The following is a 3,394-nucleotide window of genomic DNA, read 5'->3' as shown; positions in this document are numbered from 1 at the left end:
GCTGACCGCTGACCGGTGACGGCGGACGGCGGACGCCCCGGAGCCCCCGGTGGGGATTCTCCGGGCGCTCCGGCTCTTCGGTTCTTCGGCGGTCGGCGTCAGAGCCCGGCCGCCGCCGAGGCGATGTCGGCCGCGTAGGTGCTGACCTTGGTGTAGACGCCCGGGTAGCCGGGCCGGGCGCAGCCGTTGCCCCAGCTGACGATGCCGACCTGGACCCAGCGGCCGGCCGCGTCCCGGTGGACCATCGGCCCGCCGGAGTCGCCCTGGCAGGTGTCGACGCCGCCCTGGTCGACGTAGCCCGCGCAGAGCGAGGCCGCGCTGTTCAGGCCCGGGTAGGCGTTGGCGCAGGCGGCGTCGTCGACGAACGGCACGGTGGCCTTGAGCAGGTAGCGCTGCTGCGCGCCGCCCTCGGTCGCGGCGCCCCAGCCCATGATGGTGAAGGTGCCGCTGTCGTAGGCGGTGGAGTCGGTGGTCGGCAGCGTGCTCACCTGGCTGCCGCCGACCGGCGAGGCCAGCTTGATCAGCGCCCAGTCGTCGCCGCTCTCCGCACCGGAGAAGCCGGGCGCCTGGTACACGTACGTCGAGCGGACCTTGACCGCGCTGCCGCTGCGCAGGTCGACCGCGCCGGCGGTCGCGGTGATGCTGGTGTCGGCACCGGTGCCGTTGACGCAGTGGGCGGCGGTGAGCACGATCTGCGGGGTGTAGAGCGCGCCGCCGCAGCCCATCGAGAGCCGCACCACGAACGGGAACTCGCCCTGCGCCGCCCGCGTGCCGCCGACCACGCCCGGCGACGGCGCCGAGGGTGCGGGCGAGGCGGCGGCGGGCAGCACCAGCGCGCCGGTGCCGAGCACCAGTGCGGCCAACAACACGATGAATCTGCCGAATTGACGCTTCATCAGACTCCTCCACTGACAGGTCGGGGAGCACCGAGGGTGGCCCCGAAGGCGTCTCGACAGGAGGGGCCCGACCCTGCCGGTCGAAACTGGCAGGAACACGGCAATGCGGGGTTCCGGACGGGGAAGCCAGGGCATGTCTGACAATTCGCGTCGGATCGGCGTGCGGCGTTGGGGTGCGTGCATCGCAAGGCGGAGGAGGGAGTCCATGCGGTGGGGGCACCTCCCGGCCGGAGGCTGGGGGCCATCGGCGACCGACGACAACGCGGCGAGGTGCGTGCCCAGACGCCGCACGCCCGGCGGGAATTGTCAGACATGCCCTAAGGTGATCGCCCATGCGAGATCTTGTGGCGGGGATGAAGTACCTGGTCGGGGGCCAGAAGTGGGTGGGTCGGCACGGCCGCTGGTGGGGCTTCGGCATGCTGCCCGCACTGCTCACCCTGGCCGGGTACGCCGTCGCGCTCGTCTTCCTCGGCGGCTGGTCGAAGGACCTCGCCGACTGGGCCACCCCGTTCGCCGACCACTGGAGCTCGCCCTGGCAGGGCCTGCTGCGCGACGCGCTCGCCGCGATCGCCTTCGGCGGCGGCCTGCTGCTCTCGCTGCTCACCTTCACCGCCGTCACGCTGCTGGTCGGTCAGCCCTTCTACGAGGCGCTGTCCGCGAAGGTCGACGAGACCGAGGGCGGTGCGCCCACCCCGCCGGAGTCGCCGCTGTGGCGCGAACTGGTGATCGCGGTACGGGACAGCGTCTCCGTCCTGGTGCGGGTGGCCGCGTTCGGCGTGGTGCTGTTCGCCTGCGGCTTCATCCCGGTGATCGGGCAGACGGTGGTGCCGGCGCTGGGCTTCCTGGTGTCCGGCTTCTTCCTGACCGTCGAGCTCGTCGCCGTCGCCCTCCAGCGGCGCGGGGTGCCGCAGCGTGAGCGGATCCGGCTGCTGCGCGCCCGGCTCGGGCTGGCGCTGGGCTTCGGCACGCCGCTGATCCTGGCGTTCCTGGTTCCTCTGGTGACGGTGCTCGCCATGCCGGGGGCCGTCGCGGGCGCCACCCTGCTGGCCCGGGACCTGGCCCTCGACCTCGCCCTCGACCCGGTCCGCGACGCGGCCCCGGCGGACGAGCAGGAGCCGGAATCGGCGGCGGAGCCGGCCTCCCGGCCCGCCACCGGGAACCCGTACGCGACCTCCTGAAGCGGTGACCGGCCGGTCACCCTGCGCCGATCCCGGCCGGCCGGAGGTGTGAGGCCGCCCACACGGGGTTCGCCGTCTACTGCCCCCGATAGTGGACGGCTACGGCCCGGGCGCCGGCCGACCCCCCGGCACGGGCTCCCGTCCCGCGTCGGGCTGCCCGGAACACCTCGAAGAACGCAGGCCACCGCACCTCACACCCACGCATTCCGCTCGCGCCACCGACCTTCGACCTACAAATACGCAAGTCGGACAAATTCCCCCAAACCCATCACCGCGTCTCGCCGCAGCCACCCTGCGGCTACTACCCGCCGTAGTGGCACCCGCCTTTGCCACCCGTCCCCGGCCCTGCGAAGAATGGCCCGTCGCCAGGCAGCGCAGCCGGCCCCCTCCGCCGCGCAGCCGACCCGCCCCGCCACTTCCGCCGGGGCGCCACGGCCGTCCCGGACGGCCGCGCGGGCCCCGCCCACCCGGGCGCCCGTGCGATGCCCCGCACCCGGTGCCACCGGCACGGCCCCCGACGGAAAAGGATTGTCCGCTTCATGCAGCTCAGCCATGCCCGCCGCAACTCCCTGATCACCGGCATCGCCACCCTCGTCGTCGCGAGCGCCGCCACCGCCGCCCTCGCCCTCCCGCAGGCCGGGAACACCACCGAGGCCGCCGCCCCTGCGGCCGCCGTCACGGTGGACGGCAAGGCGGCCGCCGACCAGGCCCAGGCTGACACCGCTGCTGCTGCCGCCGCCGACCAGGCCGCTCAGGAGGCCCAGGCCCAGGCGCAGGCCCAGGCCGAGGCGGAGTCCGCCGCCCAGGCGCAGGCCGAGGCCGACGCGAAGGCCCAGGCGGACGCCAAGGCCAAGGCCGACGCGGACGCCGCCGCCTCCCGCTCCCAGGCGCGCCAGGACCTCACCAGCGCCCCGACCCTCACCGGCAGCCCGCAGCAGATCGCCGCGCAGCTCGTCCCGGCCGGCCAGCTCCAGTGCTTCAGCAACATCGTGTCCCGCGAGAGCAGCTGGAACCATCTCGCCGTCAACGCCTCCTCCGGCGCGTACGGCCTGGTCCAGGCGCTGCCCGGCAGCAAGATGGCCTCGGCCGGCTCCGACTGGCGCACCAACCCGGCCACCCAGATCAAGTGGGGCCTGGACTACATGAACTCCCGCTACGGCAGCCCCTGCGCCGCCTGGTCGTTCTGGCAGAACCACCACTGGTACTAAACCGAGGCTGCCGAGCCTCGACGCACCCCGGGGCCCCCCCCCCCCCCCCCCGCCGGCCCCCCCCCGCGCGGGGGGGGGGGGGGGGGCGCGGGCGGCGGCCGCGGGGCAAGTA

Annotated in this window: 3 protein-coding genes; 2 read left to right on the top strand and 1 reads right to left on the bottom strand. The window is 74.3% G+C overall.

Going from position 1 to position 3,394, the window contains the following annotated elements:
- Positions 1–98 precede the first annotated feature (98 nt).
- On the bottom strand, positions 99–896 hold the full coding sequence (locus ACFV61_RS34695; RefSeq protein ID WP_063346442.1) for a trypsin-like serine protease: 798 nt from the start codon (positions 894–896) through the stop codon (positions 99–101).
- A 332-nt stretch (positions 897–1,228) separates the two neighbouring features.
- On the opposite strand from ACFV61_RS34695, the gene ACFV61_RS34690 reads away from it, so the two are divergent.
- The gene (locus ACFV61_RS34690) at positions 1,229–2,074 is read left to right on the top strand and encodes an EI24 domain-containing protein (protein ID WP_380496091.1); all 846 of its coding nucleotides are present in this window, start codon (positions 1,229–1,231) and stop codon (positions 2,072–2,074) included.
- 539 nt (positions 2,075–2,613) lie between these two features.
- Positions 2,614–3,282, top strand: coding sequence for a lytic transglycosylase domain-containing protein (locus ACFV61_RS34685; protein WP_380496089.1), 669 nt, complete (start codon positions 2,614–2,616; stop codon positions 3,280–3,282).
- Positions 3,283–3,394: the final 112 nt, after the last annotated feature.

This window comes from Kitasatospora sp. NPDC059817 (genome assembly GCF_042731835.1).
Taxonomy (GTDB): Bacteria; Actinomycetota; Actinomycetes; order Streptomycetales; family Streptomycetaceae; genus Kitasatospora.
This window is presented reverse-complemented; position numbering and strand designations above follow the sequence as displayed.